The sequence below is a fragment of the Streptomyces sp. NPDC041124 genome, from assembly GCF_055592385.1.
Genome location: NZ_JBVIYR010000008.1, coordinates 19,635 through 36,151, shown reverse-complemented (window position 1 = coordinate 36,151; position 16,517 = coordinate 19,635). Strand labels below are relative to the sequence as shown.

17 protein-coding genes are annotated in these 16,517 nt (G+C 72.9%); 2 read left to right on the top strand and 15 right to left on the bottom strand.

All coding sequences use genetic code 11. The features are described 5' to 3' along the window. Positions 1 to 63: 63 nt before the first annotated feature. From ACZ6A9_RS22010 to aroH, 4 genes are all read right to left on the bottom strand, one after another. On the bottom strand, positions 64 to 711 hold the full coding sequence (locus ACZ6A9_RS22010; protein WP_468987872.1) for a lysophospholipid acyltransferase family protein: 648 nt from the start codon (positions 709 to 711) through the stop codon (positions 64 to 66). Further along, positions 708 to 1,394: a (d)CMP kinase gene (cmk, locus tag ACZ6A9_RS22005; RefSeq protein WP_468987871.1), complete on the bottom strand. Its 687-nt coding sequence runs from the start codon at positions 1,392 to 1,394 to the stop codon at positions 708 to 710. The genes ACZ6A9_RS22010 and cmk overlap by 4 nt, the downstream gene beginning before the upstream one ends. Before the next feature lie 167 nt (positions 1,395 to 1,561). After that, complete coding sequence (locus tag ACZ6A9_RS22000) at positions 1,562 to 2,647, bottom strand: prephenate dehydrogenase (protein WP_468987869.1); 1,086 nt, start codon at positions 2,645 to 2,647, stop codon at positions 1,562 to 1,564. Continuing rightward, a complete protein-coding gene (gene aroH / locus ACZ6A9_RS21995) occupies positions 2,644 to 3,006 on the bottom strand; it encodes a chorismate mutase (protein ID WP_468987868.1) in 363 nt (120 codons plus the stop codon). Before aroH ends, ACZ6A9_RS22000 begins: the two co-directional genes overlap by 4 nt. Before the next feature lie 209 nt (positions 3,007 to 3,215). On the opposite strand from aroH, the gene ACZ6A9_RS21990 reads away from it, so the two are divergent. Together ACZ6A9_RS21990 and ACZ6A9_RS21985 are read left to right on the top strand one after the other, a co-directional pair. Beyond that, on the top strand, positions 3,216 to 3,617 hold the full coding sequence (locus ACZ6A9_RS21990) for a Rieske (2Fe-2S) protein (protein WP_468987867.1): 402 nt from the start codon (positions 3,216 to 3,218) through the stop codon (positions 3,615 to 3,617). A gap of 22 nt (positions 3,618 to 3,639) precedes the next feature. Continuing rightward, positions 3,640 to 4,383, top strand: coding sequence for a nucleotidyltransferase domain-containing protein (locus ACZ6A9_RS21985; RefSeq protein ID WP_468987866.1), 744 nt, complete (start codon positions 3,640 to 3,642; stop codon positions 4,381 to 4,383). Here the strand turns inward: ACZ6A9_RS21985 and ACZ6A9_RS21980 are convergent. From ACZ6A9_RS21980 to ACZ6A9_RS21930, 11 genes are all read right to left on the bottom strand, one after another. Then, positions 4,309 to 5,061, bottom strand: coding sequence for a nucleotidyltransferase domain-containing protein (locus ACZ6A9_RS21980; protein ID WP_468987864.1), 753 nt, complete (start codon positions 5,059 to 5,061; stop codon positions 4,309 to 4,311). The two genes, ACZ6A9_RS21985 and ACZ6A9_RS21980, sit on opposite strands and share 75 nt — an antisense overlap. Positions 5,062 to 5,064: 3 nt before the next feature. Further along, positions 5,065 to 6,087 (bottom strand): ADP-ribosylglycohydrolase family protein, encoded by a 1,023-nt coding sequence (locus ACZ6A9_RS21975; protein ID WP_468987863.1) that lies wholly within the window; start codon positions 6,085 to 6,087, stop codon positions 5,065 to 5,067. Further along, positions 6,084 to 6,803: an NUDIX hydrolase gene (locus tag ACZ6A9_RS21970; protein WP_468987862.1), complete on the bottom strand. Its 720-nt coding sequence runs from the start codon at positions 6,801 to 6,803 to the stop codon at positions 6,084 to 6,086. Before ACZ6A9_RS21970 ends, ACZ6A9_RS21975 begins: the two co-directional genes overlap by 4 nt. 85 nt (positions 6,804 to 6,888) lie before the next feature. Next, complete coding sequence (locus ACZ6A9_RS21965) at positions 6,889 to 8,004, bottom strand: pseudouridine synthase (RefSeq protein ID WP_468987860.1); 1,116 nt, start codon at positions 8,002 to 8,004, stop codon at positions 6,889 to 6,891. Next, positions 8,004 to 8,657, bottom strand: a complete 654-nt coding sequence (gene scpB, locus ACZ6A9_RS21960) for an SMC-Scp complex subunit ScpB (RefSeq protein WP_468987858.1) — start codon at positions 8,655 to 8,657, stop codon at positions 8,004 to 8,006. Before scpB ends, ACZ6A9_RS21965 begins: the two co-directional genes overlap by 1 nt. 5 nt (positions 8,658 to 8,662) lie before the next feature. Continuing rightward, the gene (locus tag ACZ6A9_RS21955; protein ID WP_468988647.1) at positions 8,663 to 9,865 is read right to left on the bottom strand and encodes a segregation and condensation protein A; all 1,203 of its coding nucleotides are present in this window, start codon (positions 9,863 to 9,865) and stop codon (positions 8,663 to 8,665) included. Positions 9,866 to 10,207: 342 nt separating this feature from the next. Continuing rightward, complete coding sequence (locus ACZ6A9_RS21950) at positions 10,208 to 10,744, bottom strand: hypothetical protein (protein ID WP_468987856.1); 537 nt, start codon at positions 10,742 to 10,744, stop codon at positions 10,208 to 10,210. After that, the gene (locus ACZ6A9_RS21945) at positions 10,741 to 11,877 is read right to left on the bottom strand and encodes a ParA family protein (RefSeq protein ID WP_228971106.1); all 1,137 of its coding nucleotides are present in this window, start codon (positions 11,875 to 11,877) and stop codon (positions 10,741 to 10,743) included. Before ACZ6A9_RS21945 ends, ACZ6A9_RS21950 begins: the two co-directional genes overlap by 4 nt. Before the next feature lie 412 nt (positions 11,878 to 12,289). After that, positions 12,290 to 13,414, bottom strand: coding sequence for an alanine dehydrogenase (gene ald, locus ACZ6A9_RS21940; protein ID WP_468987854.1), 1,125 nt, complete (start codon positions 13,412 to 13,414; stop codon positions 12,290 to 12,292). 135 nt (positions 13,415 to 13,549) lie between these two features. Then, entirely contained in the window at positions 13,550 to 15,631 is a 2,082-nt protein-coding gene (locus ACZ6A9_RS21935) for a tetratricopeptide repeat protein (RefSeq protein ID WP_468987852.1), read from the bottom strand. 243 nt (positions 15,632 to 15,874) lie between these two features. Beyond that, positions 15,875 to 16,501 (bottom strand): NUDIX hydrolase, encoded by a 627-nt coding sequence (locus ACZ6A9_RS21930; protein ID WP_228971103.1) that lies wholly within the window; start codon positions 16,499 to 16,501, stop codon positions 15,875 to 15,877. Positions 16,502 to 16,517 lie beyond the last annotated feature (16 nt).

Below are 16,517 nucleotides of genomic sequence, written 5' to 3'. Positions count from 1 at the left end.
TCGTCGTTCATCGTGGTGATCGGTGGACCGCCCCGTCGGGGGCGGTCCACTACTCAGTCTCGCCTAGCGCCCGGTGAGGCGCCTGGCGTTTTCCAGGTGCGCGGTGAGCTGCTTCTGGATGCGTTCGGTCGCCTCGTCCAGCGCCTTGCGCGTGCGTCTGCCGCTGCCGTCACCCGCGTCGAAGGGGTCGCCGAAGACGACGTCGACGCGGGAGCGCAGCGGGGGCAGCGCCTTTATCAACCGCCCGGGCCGCTCGGAACTTCCCAGCACGGCCACCGGCACGACCGGTGCGCCGCCGCGGACGGCGAAGTACGCGAGCCCCGCGCGGAGCGAGGCGAAGTCGCCCTCGCCGCGGGTGCCCTCGGGGAAGATGCCGAGGACGCCGCCCTGCTTCAGCACGCCGAGCGCGCGGGAGATCGCCGTGCGGTCGGTGGTGTGCCGGTCGACCTTGAGCTGGCCGATGCCGGTCAGGAACGGGTCGAGCGGTCCGACGAACGCCTCCTTCTTGATCAGGAAGTGCGTCGGCCGGGGGGCGACTCCCATGACCATGGGGCCGTCGATGTTGTGGGAGTGGTTCACCGCGAAGATCAACGGTCCGGAGGCGGGCACCCGCCAGGCACCCAGCACACGTGGCTTCCACAGCCCGTACATCAGGCCGACGCCGATGCGCCGGCCGACCTCGGCGCCCCGCGCCGACGGTACCTCGGTCACTTCCCCGCCCGCTTCTCCTCGACGAGGGTGACGACACACTCGATGACCTGCTGCAGGGTCAGCTCGGTGGTGTCCACCTCGACCGCGTCGCCGGCCTTGGCCAGCGGGGAGGTCCTGCGCCCGGCGTCGGCCGCGTCCCGCCTGATCAGCGCCTCGCGGGTGGTGTTCAGGTCGGCGCCCTTGAGCTCGCCGCTGCGGCGGGCGGCCCGCGCCTCCGGGGAGGCGGTGAGGAAGATCTTCAGGTCGGCGCCGGGCAGCACGGTGGTGCCGATGTCACGGCCCTCCACGACGATGCCGGTGACGGCGGAGGAGGCGATGGCGCGCTGCAGCTCGGTGATCCGGGTGCGCACCTCGGGGACCGCGCTGACCGCGCTGACCTTGGAGGTGACGTCCTGCCCGCGGATCGGGCCGGCCACGTCGACGCCGTCGACGGTGATGGTGGGGCCCGCGGGGTCGGTACCGGAGACGATCTCCGGCTTGTCGGCGACGGCGGCGACCGCGGACGGGTCGTCTATGTCGATGCCGTGGTTCACCATCCACCAGGTGATCGCCCGGTACTGGGCGCCGGTGTCCAGGTAGCTCAGGCCGAGCTGCGCCGCCACGGCCTTCGACGTGCTCGACTTGCCCGTGCCGGAGGGGCCGTCGATGGCGACAATCACGGGCTTGGCGGCGCCGTTTTCCACGGGGGGACACCTTCCTGGTGCGGTGGAGTGGGGTGTGCGGGGCGCGCACACGCCCCGCACCAGGTTACCGGCCCCCCGGAACCCTTCCGACAAGCGGACGATCCGGCCCTCCGGGGGGAAGGGCGCCCCGGGTGGTCCCTCACGGTCGGCGGGGCGTCACCGGGACGTCACTGCCGGATCGACCAGCCCCGCTCCCGCAGCCCGGCGGTGAGCACCGGGACCGCCTTGGGCTCCACCATCAGCTGCACCAGACCCGTCTGCTGGCCGGTGGCGTGCTCGATGCGGACGTCCTCGATGTTGACCCCCACGCTGCCCGCGTCGGCGAAGATGCGGGCGAGCTGGCCGGGCTGGTCGTCGATGAGGACGGCGACGGTCTCGTAGACCCGCGGCGCGGAGCCGTGCTTGCCGGGGACGCGGACCTGTCCGGCGTTGCCGCGCCGCAGCACGTCCGCGATGCCGGTGCTGCCCGCGCGGCGCGTGTCCTCGTCGGAGGACTGCAGGGCGCGCAGGGCGCCTACGACCTCCTCCAGGTCGCCGGCGACGTCCGTGAGCAGGTCGGCGACGGGGCCCGGGTTGGCCGACAGGATGTCGATCCACATCCGGGGGTCCGAGGCGGCGATCCTGGTGACGTCCCGGATGCCCTGGCCGCACAGCCGTACGGCGGCCTCGTCGGCGTGCTCCAGCCGGGCGGCGACCATGCTGGAGACGAGGTGCGGCATGTGGGAGACGAGGGCGACGGCCCGGTCGTGGGAGTCGGCGTCCATGACGACGGGTACGGCCCCGCAGTGCGAGACCAGCTCCAGGGCGAGGTTCAGCACCTCGGTGTCGGTGTCCCGGGTCGGGGTGAGCACCCAGGGGCGGCCCTCGAAGAGGTCGGCGCCGGCGGCCAGCGGACCGGACTTCTCCCGGCCGGACATGGGGTGGGTGCCGATGTAGGACACCAGGTCCAGCCCGCGCGCCTCCAGTTCCCGGCGGGGCCCGCCCTTGACGCTGGCCACGTCGATGTACCCGCGGGCCACCCCGCGCCGCATCGCGTCGGCGAGCACGTCGGCCACGTGGGCGGGCGGGGCGGCGGCGATCGCCAGGTCCACCGGTCCGTCCGGGGCCTGGTCGGTGCCGGCGCCGAGCGCGGCTGCGGTACGGGCCTGCTCCGGGTCGTGGTCGGCGAGGTGGACGACGACGCCCCGCCGGGTCAGGGCCAGGGCGGCGGAGGTGCCGATGAGTCCGGTGCCGATGACGAGCGCGGTCCTCACTGGGCGATGTCCTTGCGCAGGGCGGCCGCGGCGCCGAGGTACACGTGCGCGATGTCGGCGCGGGAGAGGCCGGTCTCGACGTGCGCGAGGACCCGGACGACGCGGGGCATGGCGCCCTCGATGTCGAGCTCCTGGGCGCAGAGGAGGGGGACGTCGACGACGCCGAGCTTCCTGGCGGCGGCCGCCGGGAAGTCGCAGCGCAGATCGGGCGTGGCGGTGAACCAGAGGCTGATCAGGTCGTCGGTGCGCAGGTCGTTGCGGACCAGGAGGGCGGTGAGCAGCTCGCCCACCCGCTCCTCCATGTGACCGGACTCGTCCCGTTCCAACTGGACGGCCCCCCGGACCGCGCGTACCGCCACGACGATGCTCCTTGCTGACGTGCGTGTCTGCTGTTCGGTCGTCCAGCGTAGCCAGGCCCGTGCGGGGGCGGCGCCGGGCGCTCACCCGCTGAGACGGCGCGGAATGCGCGATTGCGACCACTTGCCCGGAATTGCTGCGACTGAGCCGCTTTCGGTGCCAGGATGCAGGCACTCTGCGCCCGCCGCCTTCCCCTTCCCGGAGTGACGACATGCCCCCTCGCGCTACGCGCCGCACGGTCCTGCTGGCGACCGGTGCGGCGGCCCTGACCGCCGGCTGCGGCGCGGACGACGGCGACGAGGCCGGCTCCTCGCCCGGCTCCGCCGGACAGGAACTGACCTCGACCGCCGACGTCCCGGTGGGCGGGGGAACGGTCGTCGAGGAGGCGAAGATCGTGGTCACCCAGCCCGGGGAGGGCGACTTCAAGGCCTTCTCGGCGGTCTGCACCCACCAGCACTGTCTCGTGGCCGAGGTCGCGGACGGCACGATCCACTGCCCCTGCCACGGCAGCCAGTTCAAGATCACCGATGGTTCGGTGGTGCAGGGCCCGGCGACCAGGCCACTGCCCGAGGAGCGGATCACGGTGGACGGGAATGCGGTCCGCCTGGCGTGATCCGCCGCGTACGCTCCCCGGCATGCGCCCCGAGACCCTGGTCGACGACCACACGATCTACGCCTGCGTCATGGGCTCCCGCGCCTTCGGTCTGGCCACGCGGGACAGCGACACCGACCGCCGGGGCGTCTTCCTCGCGCCCACTGCCCTGTTCTGGCGCTTCGAGAAGCCGCCGACGCACGTCGAGGGACCGGCCGAGGAGCAGTTCAGCTGGGAGCTGGAACGCTTCTGCGAGCTGGCCCTGCGCGCCAACCCGAACATCCTGGAGTGCCTGCACTCCCCGCTGGTGGAGTACGCCGACGCCACCGGCCGTGAACTGCTGTCCCTGCGGGAGGCGTTCCTCTCCCGCAGGGCCTACGGGACGTTCACCCGGTACGCGATGGGCCAGCGCCGCAGACTGGACGCCGACGTCCGTACCCACGGCGCCCCGCGCTGGAAGCACGCCATGCACCTCCTGCGCCTCCTGGCCGGCGCCCGTGACCTGCTGCGCACCGGCACCCTCACGCTCGACGTGGGCGATGGACGCGAAGCGCTGCTCGCGGTGAAGCGGGGCGAGGTGCCCTGGCCGGAGGTGGAGGCCCGGATGGTCCGGCTGGCGGAGGAGTGCGACGAGGCCGCCCGGCGCGGTCCGCTGCCCGAGGAGCCGGACCGGCGCCGGGTCGAGGACTTCCTCGTCCGCACCCGTCGTGCGTCAGCGCTCCAGGCGGGTCCGGACGACGAGGTCGTGCAGGGCCTCGTGCGCGGTGGGGGCGTCGGGCAGGGCTGACGCCGCCTGCGCCTCGTCCAGCACGCCGTGCAGCCGCTCCACGTCGGCCCGCACGCGCGTGGGGTCGACGTCGGCGTCCCCGTGTTCGCGTGCGGCCTTGGCGGCGATCAGCTGCGGCAGGTGGTCCGGGGCCGCGTCGACCTCCCCGGCGAGGGTCGGCAGGTGCGGCTGGACCTCGCCGGAACGCATGAGGTGGATGCCGGTGAGCAGCACCCGGAAGGTGTAGAGCAGCGGCTTGAGCCCGCCGGTCCTCTCGAACAGCCGCCACTGGGTGCGCGCGAACCCCCGGTAGTGGTGGGCGTGGTGGCTGGTGAGGACCCCGGGGGCCAGCGCGGCCAGTTCCCGGTGGACGTCGGTGGTGTGCACGACCAGCGGGGACAGCAGTTGCTCCAGGACGTAGCCGTTGGGGCGCAGCATCAGGCGGGCGAACTTGCGCAGGTCGTGCGTGACCAGGTCCATCTCGACGCCGTCCCGGACCCACATCCTGGACCGGGTCTCGTCGGGCTCGCGCAGTCCGACGAGATCGGCGGCCGGCAGCAGGTGCACGCCCCGCAGGTCCACGTCGGAGTCGCGGGAGGGGAAGCCGTACAGGTGCGCGCCCGAGACGGTGGCGAACAGCACCGGGTCGGGCTGTTCGGCGATCACCGGGCTCAGGTCGAGGTCCAGGGCGTCGGTCATCGGTCAAGCGTCCCAGAGCGCTCCCAGCGCCAGCAGGTCTCCCCGGTACTCGATGCGGTCGGCCCAGTCCGCCGGCCAGGCGTCCGCGCCCAGGTACGCGCCCGCGAAGGCGCCGGTCAGGCAGGCGATGGAGTCGGAGTCGCCGGCGGTGCAGGCGGCACGGCGCAGGGCGGTGAGGGGTGCGTCGACGAAGAGGAGGAAGCAGAGCAGGCCGGTCGCCAGGGCCTCCTCCGCGATCCAGCCCTCCCCCGTGGCCAGACAGGGGTCGGTCTCCGGGGACACGGTGCGTACGGCCTCCTGGAGACGTCCCAGGATCTCCAGGCACTCGTCCCAGCCGCGCGCGATGAAGTGCTCGGGGGTGGGGTCCTGGGCGCGGGTCCACAGGTCGCCGAGCCAGAACTCGTGGTAACGGGTGCGGTTGTCGTAGGCGTAGGAGCGCAACAGGCCGATCAGGCCGGTCGGTTCGGCCCCCTGGGCGAGCAGGCGCACGGCGTGAGCGGTGAGGTCGGAGGCGGCGAGCGCGGTGGGGTGCCCGTGGGTGAGGGCCGCCTGCAACTGGGCTGCGCCCGCGCGCTGTTCGTCGGTCAGGCCGGGGACCAGGCCTATGGGGGCGACGCGCATGTTGGCGCCGCAGCCCTTGGAGTGGATCTGACTGGCGTCCTGCCAGGGCCGGTCCTCGCGGGACAGCAGGTGGCATGCCTTGAGGCAGGTGTTGCCGGGGGCGCGGTTGTTCTCGGGTGAGCGCCACCACTCCACGAACTCCTCGCGCACCGGCCGCTCCAGCCGCTTGGGGGTGAGCGGTCCGCGGTCCATCGCGATCCGCAGCCCGTGCCCCAGGGCGAGCGTCATCTGCGTGTCGTCGGTGACGACGGCCGGCCTGGGCAGGTCCATCTCCCGCCAGGGGCCGGACTTGGCGAGGATCGACGGGACGTCGTGGAACTCGGTCGGGAAGCCCAGCGCGTCCCCGAGGGCGAGTCCGGTGAGCGCGCCCGTGGCGGCGCGCTTGGTGACGGTGGTCGTGGTCATGCGGGAGGTCCTTCCGGGGTCGGCCGGAGCAGCGGCGGGTGGAGGGCGGCGGCGGTGCCCGCGCGGTAGAGCGCGGCGGGTTTGCCCCGGCCGCCGGTGAGGCGCGCGGCGCCCGGGACGGCCTCGACGAATCCCGGGGTGGCGAGGACCTTGCGCCGGAAGTTGGGCCGGTCGAGCTCGGCGCCCCAGACGGCCTCGTAGACCTGCTGCAGCTCGCCGAGGGTGAACTCGGGCGGGCAGAAGGCGGTGGCGAGGCTGGTGTACTCGAGCTTGGCGCCGACGCGTTCCCGCGCGTCGGCGAGGATCCGGTCGTGGTCGAAGGCGAGTTCCCGCGCGGACTCGTACGGCGTCCAGCCGGCCTCGGCCGCGTCGCTGCCGCCGTGCGCCTCGGGAGCGTCGGGCAGCAGGGCGGCGAAGGCGACGGAGACGACCCGCATCCGGGGGTCGCGGCCGGGTTCGCTGTAGGTCCGCAACTGCTCCAGGTGCAGCCCGGAGACGTCCGTCAGCCCGGTCTCCTCGCCCAGTTCGCGCCGTGCGGCCGTCTCCGCCGACTCGTCCGGCCGGACGAAGCCTCCGGGCAGCGCCCACCGCCCGGCGTACGGTTCCTCGCCTCGCTCGACGAGCAGGACGTGCAGCGCGCCCGCGCGGAGCGTGAACACGGCGAGGTCCGCGGTGACGGCGAAGGGCTCGTAGGCGTACTTGTCGTAGCCGTCCATGACCCGCACCCCCTTTAATAGTCAGTGCGACTATAAAAGGGGGTGCGGTGGACGCACAAGCCCCGGGAGGGCTCTTGGCACCCGGTTAGAGCTCGACCTCCTGCATCAGCATCCCCACCTCGGTGTTGGACAGCCGGCGCAGCCAGCCCGACTTCTGGTCGCCCAGGGTGATCGGACCGAACGCGGTGCGCACCAGCTTGTCGACCGGGAAGCCGGCCTCCGCGAGCATGCGGCGCACGATGTGCTTGCGGCCCTCGTGCAGGGTCACCTCGACGAGGTAGTTCTTGCCGGTCTGCTCCACCACCCGGAAGTGGTCCGCCCGCGCGTAGCCGTCCTCGAGCTGGATGCCGTCCTTCAGCCGCTTGCCCAGGTCGCGCGGGATCGGGCCGACGATGTGCGCCAGGTAGGTCTTCTTCACCCCGTACCGGGGGTGGGTCAGCCGGTGCGCCAGCTCGCCGTGGTTGGTGAGCAGGATGACGCCCTCGGTCTCGGTGTCGAGCCGGCCGACGTGGAAGAGGCGGGTCTCGCGGTTGGTGACGTAGTCACCGAGGCACTGGCGCCCCTCCGGGTCCTCCATGGTCGAGACGACCCCGGCGGGCTTGTTCAGCGAGAAGAACTGGTACGACTGCGTGGCGACCGTCAGGCCGTCGACCTTGACCTCGTCCTTCTCCGGGTCGACCCGCTTGCCCTGCTCCAGGACGATCTCGCCGTTGACCTCGACGCGCGCCTGCTCGATCAGCTCCTCGCAGGAGCGCCGGGAGCCGTAGCCGGCGCGCGCGAGGACCTTCTGCAGCCGCTCACCCTCCTGCTCCGCGCCAGGGAAGGTCTTGGGCAGCCTGACGTCCTTCTTGCCCGCGTACCGCTCCCGGTTGCGCTCCTCGGCCCGCGCCTCGTACTCGCGGGACGTGGCCGGGACCGAGCGCCCCCGCTGCAGGGGCTTCTTAGGCCCGCCCTTGGCACCGCCGCGGGCCGTGGGCCCGCGGCCCGACTTGGGACCCTCCTGGGTGGCGCCGGGGCCCACGTCGTAGCGCCGCTCCTCCGGGCGCGGCTTCTTCGGACGACCGCCCTGCCTGTCGTCCCGGTCGTTGCCGGCACCGCGGTGATGACCGCGGCCACCGCCGCTCCCGCCGCGGCCGCCGCTGTTGCCACCACGGCTCCCGCCGTTGTTTCCGCTGCTGTTCCTGCCGCTGCTGCTTCGCATCACAGTTCCGTCTTGTCGTCTGCGTCCTCGGAATCCGGGGCGTCCGGATCGAACGACGGGACCCCTTCCAGTGTCTCGGCCTCGATCGCCTCCGCCTCCGGGAGGAAGGGCGCGAGCTCCGGGAGCTCGTCCAGACCGCGCAGGCCCATCCGCTCCAGGAAGTAGTTCGTCGTCGTGTACAGGATCGCACCTGTTTCGGGTTCCGTGCCCGCCTCCCCGATCAGACCGCGCTGGAGGAGGGTGCGCATCACACCGTCGCAGTTGACTCCGCGCACGGCGGAGACGCGGCTGCGGCTGACCGGCTGCCGGTAGGCGACGACCGCGAGGGTCTCCAGGGCGGCCTGGGTGAGCCGGGCCTGCTGGCCGTCCAGCACGAAGCGCTCGACGGCCGCGGCGTACTCGGGGCGGGTGGAGAAACGCCAGCCGCCCGCCACGAGCCGCAGCTCGAACCCGCGCCCCTGGCGGGTGTACTCGTCGGCCAGCTCGCGCAGCGCGTCCGCGACCTGGCGCCTGGGCCGCTCCAGTATCTTCGCCAGGTGCTCCTCGGTCGCGGGCTCGTCCACGACCATGAGGACCGCCTCCAGGGCGGGCCTGAGGTCGAGGTCCGCGACGGCGCGCGGTCCGGCGGGTACGCCGGTGGTCTCGTCGCTCATGTCCTCTATTGCTCCTCGGGCTGCTCGGGGGGCCGGTCGAACTCGTCGGTGACCACCGGTGCCGCGTCCCCGTCCCCGCCGGTCCAGCGCACGGTCAGCTCACCGAGCGCGGTCTCCTGGTCGAGGGCGACCGCCTTCTCGCGGTACAGCTCCAGCAGGGCGAGGAACCGCGCCACGACGGTCAGTGTGTCGTCCGTGTCCTCGACGAGCGCCCGGAAGCTCGCCTCGCCCAGCTCCTTGAGCCGCGCGACGACGATCCCCGCCTGCTCCTGCACGCTGACCAGCGGTGCGTGGATGTGGTCGACGTACACCTGCGGCTCGGGTCTGGGCTGCATCGCCTTGACGGCGAGCCGGGCGAAGCCCTCGGCGCCGATGCTGATGACCACCTCGGGCAACAGCTCGGCGTGCTGCGGTTCGAGTCCGACGGTACGGGGGTGGCGCCGGGCCTCGTCGTCGAGCCGCCGGTCGAAGATCTCGGCGATCCGCTTGTACGCGCGGTACTGCAGCAGTCGCGCGAACAGCAGGTCGCGGGCCTCCAGCAGGGCGAGGTCGCCCTCGTCCTCCACCTCGGCGGCCGGCAGCAGCCGGGCCGCCTTGAGGTCGAGCAGCGTGGCCGCCACGACCAGGAACTCCGTCGTCTCGTCCAGGTCCCAGTCCGGCCCGAGAGCCCGGATGTACGCCATGAACTCGTCGGTCACCCTCGACAGCGCGACCTCGGTGACGTCCAGCTTGTGCTTGGCGATCAGCTGCAGCAGCAGGTCGAACGGCCCCTCGAAGTTCGCCAGCCGGACCTTGAATCCCCCGTCCCCCGCGTCGGCGGGGGCCTCCCCCGGCGTGGGCGCCGCGGAGTTCCCGGCCTCGCCGCTCGTCACGGGCCCCGGGCCCGCCGGACCGGGCTCACCGCCCTCCGCGGGCGGCCCCTGCCGCGTCACGGCCGTCCCGTCCACCGGGACCGGCCCGGCCGCGTCCGGGGAGTTCTCCGGCGGCAGGCCCTGCGCCTGGCCGAGCACGACGTCCACGCCGGGCGAGACCGCCGGCGTCGCCGTGGCGTCCGCCCGGACAGGCGGCTTGCCGCGTCCCGTCGCCCCGTCCTCCGGGGCCGTGAGCGACTCGCCCGCCTCCGCGGACCCTCCCGGCGCCCCCTGCGCCCCGCCGCCCGGCCGATCGGCCCCGTCCGACGCGGCGACCCCGGACGGGTGCCGCGGCATCGTCGTGGGCGCGGGCGACACGCCGGACTCGGCAAGGGTGCCGCCCTGCGACGCCGTCACCGGCTCGCCGGTCTCCCCGGGGCCGCCGCCCAGCGGCGTGTGCGCGGTGTCCGGTGCGGGGGTGGCCGCACGCCCCGGCTGTCCGGGCGGCCCGATGTGCCCGGGGCTCGTGCCGTCCGGGCCCGGGTCCTCGGGTACGGACGTCCCGCTCCCCGGCTGGGCTGCGCCCGGCCCGCCCGCGCCCGGGTCGGTCGCCGGGCCCCGCCCCAGGGTGCGGCGGCGGGGTGGCCGGCCGCCGGAGGCGGGTGTGTCGTTCGAGGTCATGGCCTCCGCAGGCTACCGCTACCGCCCGCGCAGACGTCGTACGAGGATGCTGGCGTCCCCACGGCTCTCCAGGTCGGCGAGGACCACCGCCACCGCCTCGCGGACGATGCGGCCGCGGTCGACGGCGAGGCCGTGCTCGCCGCGCAGGACGAGCCGCGCGTGTTCGAGGTCCATCAGTTCCTCGGCGGACACGTACACGGTGATCTTCTCGTCGTGCCGCTCACGGCCGCTGGGCCGGCGCGCCGCCGCTCTCCCCCGCTTGCGCGGGGCCGCGCCCTCCTGCGCCGCCTGACGCCGCCCGGAGCCCGCCGCACCGCGGCTGCGGGACTCCCCGGCCCCGTCCGGCTCCGCGTCCGCCGCGACGTGCTCCGCGCCGTCGCCGTCACCGCCCTGCGCGGGCACCGACTGCGGCGCGTCCTCCTGCCCGGCCGCGGCGTCGCCCTCCCCCGCGGGAGCGGGGACGCGGGCGTCGCCGCCTGTGCGCCGGGGAGTGGACGCCTGGAGCGCCATCCCCCCTGTCGTACGGAAGAGTTCGTCGGCCCCCGGTAGACTCACTCGGCGTGACACCGGGCGAGCACCTCCCTGGCGAGCTGGCGGTAGGCGGCGGCGCCGACGGAGTTGGACGCGTACGTGGTGATGGGCTCACCGGCGACCGTGGTCTCCGGGAAGCGGACCGTGCGGCCGATGACCGTGTGGTAGACGTGGTCGTCGAACGCCTCGACCACCCGCGCGAGCACCTCACGGCTGTGCACCGTGCGCGAGTCGTACATGGTGGCGAGGATGCCGTCGAGCTCCAGGTCGGGGTTGAGCCGCTCCTGGACCTTCTCGATGGTCTCGGTCAGCAGCGCCACACCGCGCAGCGCGAAGAACTCGCACTCCAGCGGCACGATCACCTTGTGCGCGGCGGTCAGCGCGTTGACGGTGAGCAGGCCCAGCGAGGGCTGGCAGTCGATCACGATGTAGTCGTAGTCGTCCATCAGCGGCTTCAGCGCCCGCTGCAGCGTGGACTCGCGGGCGACCTCGCTCACCAGCTGCACCTCGGCCGCCGACAGGTCGATGTTGCTGGGCAGCAGGTCCATGTTGGGGACCGCGGTCTTCAGCAGCACCTCGTCGGCCGCCATGCCCCGCTCCATGAGCAGGTTGTAGACGGTGAGGTCGAGTTCCATCGGGTTGACGCCGAGTCCCACCGACAGCGCGCCCTGCGGGTCGAAGTCGACGAGCAGCACCCGCCGTCCGTACTCCGCGAGCGCGGCACCCAGGTTGATGGTCGACGTGGTCTTGCCGACGCCGCCCTTCTGGTTGCACATCGCGATGATCTTCGCGGGTCCGTGATCGGTCAGCGGGCCCGGGATCGGGAAGTACGGCAGCGGGCGCCCGGTCGGACCGACGCGCTCACGGCGCTGGCGCGCCGCGTCGGGCGCGAGCGTGGCCGCGTACTCCGGATCGGGCTCGTACTCGGCGTCGGGGTCGTAGAAGTGCCCCTCGGGCAGTTCGTCGTAGTCGGCGAGCTGGTTGTGGGGCGCGCCACTTCCGTCGCCGGCCATGGCGTTCACGTGATGGCCATCCATGCTCTGGTGTGCTGGGTGAGTCGCCCCTGGAGTCCGGTGACTCCGGTGGGCTGCGAAGGTGCGCACAGCGACGGAGCCGACAGCAGCGAATCCCGCGGGCTCCTGGTCCGGCGCAGGCATTCCTGGGTGACCACCCCCGGGAGTAAATGTCGACTCATTCACAAGTCGTCTTACCTCCTTGGTGACCAGGAAACTTCTAGACAGGTCAGCGTGGCACCATGCCGACGACTGGCGACTCTATGGCGTGTCGGCCGTCCGCAGCAACACAATCCGCCGGACCCGACCCGATGTGTCGGCAATGAAACATCCCTCTGTCAAGGGCGTACGGCCGTCGCACCGCAGGTTTCACAGGTGTGCGAATCGGTAGAAGGGTTACGTTCGAGGCGAGTTGTACAGGAATCAGGAAGTGACCATACACACACCAGGCCGGACCTCGTGGGACAAGGTCCGGCCGGGCGCGTGGCGTTGACGATGCGAGTTGACGTGTCGCCTTTGCGGGTGGGTGACTTGGTCGACTTACCGCCCCCGCGGGTCAGCCGAGCAGCGAGGCCGGTTCGACGTGCTCGAGGCCGTGTGCCTCGGCGACCTCGCGGTAAACGACCTTGCCGTCATGCGTGTTGAGACCCTTGGCGAGCGCGGGGTCGCGGCGCAGCGCCTCCGCCCAGCCGCGGTTGGCGACTTCGACGATGTACGGCAGCGTGGCGTTGGTCAGCGCGTAGGTCGAGGTGTTGGGCACCGCGCCGGGCATGTTGGCGACGCAGTAGAAGACCGACTCGTGGACCTTGAAGGTCGGCTCGGCGTGTGTCGTCGGGTGGGAGTCCTCGAAGCAGCCGCCCTGGTCGATCGCGATGTCGACAAGGACACTTCCCGCCTTCATCCGCGAGACCAGCTCGTTGGTGACCAGCTTCGGGGCCTTGGCGCCCGGCACCAGCACCGCGCCGATCACCAGGTCGGCCTCCAGGCAGGCCTTCTCCAGCTCGAAGGCGTTGGAGACGACGGTCTGGATCTTCGTGCCGAAGACCTTGTCGGCCTCCTTGAGCTTGTTGATGTCCTTGTCGAGCAGGGTCACGTGGAAGCCCATGCCGATGGCGATCTGCGCGGCGTTCCAGCCGGAGACACCGCCGCCGATGACGACGGCCCGGCCGGCCAGCACTCCCGGGACACCGCCGGGGAGCACACCCCGGCCGCCGTGGGCGCGCATCAGGTGGTAGGCGCCGACCTGGGTGGAGAGCCGGCCCGCGACCTCGGACATCGGGGCGAGCAGCGGCAGTGCGCGGTTGGGCAGTTCGACGGTCTCGTAGGCGATGGCGGTGGTGCCGGACTCCAGGAGGGCGTCCGTGCACTCCCTGGACGCGGCCAGGTGCAGGTAGGTGAAGAGGGTCTGGTCCTTGCGCAGGCGGTGGTACTCCTCCGCGACGGGCTCCTTGACCTTCAGCAGCAGGTCGGCGGCGGCCCAGACCTCGTCGGCCGTGTCCAGGATCTGCCCGCCCGCGGCGATGTACTCGCCGTCCGGGATCGAGGAGCCGACGCCGGCGCCGCGCTCGATGACGACCTGGTGACCATGGCGCACGAGTTCGTGCACGCCGGCGGGGGTGATGGCCACCCGGAACTCGTTGTTCTTGACCTCGCGGGGGATGCCGACCTTCACGTGGATCACGGTCCTTGGCTCAGAGGGTAGGGGGTATCACTACACATACCCGGGCACACGGGGGCACACCGGGAGAGACCGCAGAAGATGGTGCGGCAGAGCCAGTTTAATGAAGGTGTTCCCGCTGTCTAGCCTTCTATTGCTTCAATCTTCAGCGGATGCGCTACGGATTTCGCAGGTGTTAGCGCCGTGTTCCGGTGCGGAGTCCTCCTCCGGGTCCTCCTCCGGGTCCTCCTCCGGGTCCTCCTCGGCCAGCATCCGCTCGGCCGTGTCCCGGTGCAGCGCGGCGGACGCGGCGTCCCCGAGGTGCTCGAAGGAATCGGCGAGCCGCAGGTGCAGCGCGGCCAGCAAGCGGGTGTCCTCGGCCCGGCGCGCCCACTCGACGGCCTCGCGGCAGGTGCGCAGCGACTCGTCGAGCCGGCCCGCGTACTCCTGCACCCGGGCCAGTTCGCTCAGGGCCCGCGCCTGGGCTGCCACGTCGCCCAGCCTCCGGTGCCCGGCGACCGACGCGCGCCAGTTGCGCTGCGCCTCGCCGTAGCGGCCGGCGTAGGTGTGGGCGGCCCCGATCCGGCCGTGGAGCCGGGCGGCCTCCGCGCGCTCGCCCCGGGCCAGCCGCTCGGCCAGGGCCCGGCCGAACCAGTCGGCGGCCCGGTCGAAATCCCCCAGTTCCAGATGCGCGCCGCCTACGGATTCCATCGCGCGGCCGGTCGCGTACGGGTCGTTCGCCTCGCGTCCGGCGTCCAGCGCGGCCCGGTAACGCGTCAGGGCGTCCGCCGTACGCCCGGTGTGGGCGTCGAGGTCGCCCAGGTTGAGCAGGGCCGCCGCCCGCTCCCGGGGCAGCGCGCGGCGCTCGGCGACGTCGAGGACCAGACCGTGGATGTCGTACAGGTCGCTCGCGGCGGCCTGGGTGCCGAAGTGGGCGGCCATGGCGCGCACCAGCTGGGACATCAGGCGTCTGGCGAGGGTGTCCAGTTCCCCGTCGGCGACCGCGAGCCGCGCGGCGGCCAGCAGGGCGGGCCTGCGCAGCCGCAGCCAGTCGGCGGCCGCCCGGGGGCTGGGGAAACGCAGGGCGCGCGGCATGCCGAAGAGCTTTTCGCGCGCCTGGGGGCTGTCGGTCTCGGTGATCGCCCTGCACGACTGGAGCAGCCGTACGGTCCGCTCCAGCATGCGGGCGCGGGCCAGCTGGAGTTCGCCGGGCTTCTCGTGCTCCGCCGCGAGGTCGTGCAGCAGCGGGTGCAGGCAGCAGGGCACCCGGTACTGCGGCTGGGCGGAGCCCACCGAGTGCAGCAGACCGTGCGCGGCGAAGCCGTCCAGGACGGTGTGGGCGGCCTCCACCGGGCAGCCGGTGAGCGCGGCGGCGGTGTGCGGGTCGACCAGGCCGCCCGGGGCGAGGCTGAGCAGGCGCAGCATCCGGGCGGAGGTGGTGGGCAGCGAGTCGTGGACCAGCCGTCCCACACGGGTGACGGCGGTGTCCCGTCCGGGGTCGGTGTGCAGCTGTTTGGCGAGGTCGGCGACGGCGGCCTGGGGCCGGGCGGCGAGCCAGCCGCCGGCCAGCACCAGGGCGGCGGGCAGGCCCTGGCACTGCTCGGCGAGCCGCTCGGCGGCCCGGGGGTCGACCGTGATGCGCACCGATCCGGTCAGCCGGGACAGCAGTTCCACTCCGGACTTGGTGTCGAGGCCGCCCAGGGTGCAGGGGCGGACGTCGGCGATGCCGGTGAGCGGCCCCGAGGAGACGGCCACGGCGAGGCAGTCGGGGTTGTCGGGGAGCAGCGCGTCGACCTGCTCCGCGTCCGCCGCGTCGTCCAGCAGGAGCACCGCGCGGCGGTCGGCCAGGGCGGTGCGCAGCGCCTCGGTGAGTTCGTCCTCGGGGGCTCCGGCCGGGGCGGGCGTCTCCAGGGTCTCGAGCAGCTCCCGCGCGGCACGCCCGACGGGCACGCGGGTGCCGTCGGGTTCGCTGAGGCGGATGCGCAATACCCCGTCGGGGTAGCGTCCCGCGACCTGGCGCACGAGTTCCTCGGCGAGGGCCGTCCGGCCGGATCCGGGCCGGCCCGCGATGAGCAGGACGCGCGCGCGGGGGGCCTTGCGGCCGGAGAGCGTGTCCAGTCCGGCACGCTCGATGTCGGCACGCAGCTCCTTCAACTCCCTGGTACGGCCCAGGAATCGACCTTCCGGAGCAGCGTCTGGAAGGAGCCGCACACCGCCGGGGTCCACCACCTGATCCGTCACGGGCCACACTCCCGTCCCACCGCACGCGCAAGCCCGCCGGGTCTTCCGGATCGGGCGTTTTCCAGAGCCTAGTTCACGCTCTGCGACGTTCCGTGAGGAGCGCGGCACCGGCAGCGAGACTCCCCCGATCGGATCAACAGATCGTAGGACTGACGGTGTCGAGGTGGCGGCACGCGGGACGCGGAACGCCGCGTGGCCGGCCGCGTCGAGCGGCCGGCCACGCGGCGTGTCGCACCCGCCGGCTCACACCTCGAACGGCCTCGCCGGCCACGGCGCCTGCGCGGGGCGCAGCGCGTCCAGTCCGTCACCGGCCCGCGCGGCGACGACGGAGAGAACACCCACCACCAGGCAGTTGTTGTGCAGCTCCCCGGCCAGCACCCCGCGCGCCAGCTCGTCGAGGGGAACGCGGGCGAGCTCCATGTCGGCCTCTTCGTCCTCGACGGCGAAACGGTCGCCCTCGGCCTCGGACAGCCCGCGCGCCAGGAAGATCCGTACGGCCTCGTCGCAGCCGCCGGGCGTGGTGTAGACGTCGGTCAGCACCCGCCAGTCCTCCGCCTTGACGTGCGCCTCCTCGTACAGTTCCCGCTGGGCCGCGTGCAGCGGGTTCTCGCCGACCACGTCGAGCAGGCCGGCCGGGATCTCCCACAGCTTCTGGCGCACCGGGTGACGGTACTGGCGCAGCACCAGGACCCGGTCGGCGTCGTCGAGGGCGAGGACGGCCACGGACCCGGGGTGGACCTGGTAGTCGCGGCGGACCACGGCGCCGCCGGGCATGACCACCTCGTCCGTGCGGACGGAGGTCTTGTTGCCCGTGAACGGGGTCTCGGTCCCGCGGATCTCCCACTCCTCCGGGGCGTCCTTGATCGTCATGCCTGTCCTTCCCGAC